Source organism: Nocardia sp. TBRC8007 (assembly GCF_056629435.1).
In genome coordinates this window covers 1-234 of sequence record NZ_JBWSOR010000240.1, presented here as the reverse complement: position 1 = coordinate 234, position 234 = coordinate 1, and the positions used below count along the sequence as shown (strand labels likewise).

The window sequence follows — 234 nt, the reverse complement described above, 5'->3', positions numbered from 1 at the left end:
GCTCGCGGCCGGGCAATTCGAGGTGCCGGTGACGGTCGCCGAGGCGGAAGACCTGGCGGACATGGAGGCGGCGGTGGCTGCCGCGGCGCGGTATGCGTTCGACCTGTCGGCGCAGATTCCGGTGCGGGCGAGTGTGTTGCGCTGCACCGGCCCGGGCGAGGGCGACCATACTCGCGGCGAGTACGTGTTGTTGTTGGTGATCCACCATATCGCCGGGGACGGGTGGTCGTTGGG

General features: G+C 70.1%; 1 protein-coding gene. It reads left to right on the top strand.

Translation table 11 applies throughout. The annotated features are described in order from the left end of the window. Positions 1–234: hypothetical protein (locus ACX4ZE_RS23490; protein ID WP_480275649.1), on the top strand; the 234-nt coding region annotated here is incomplete at both ends.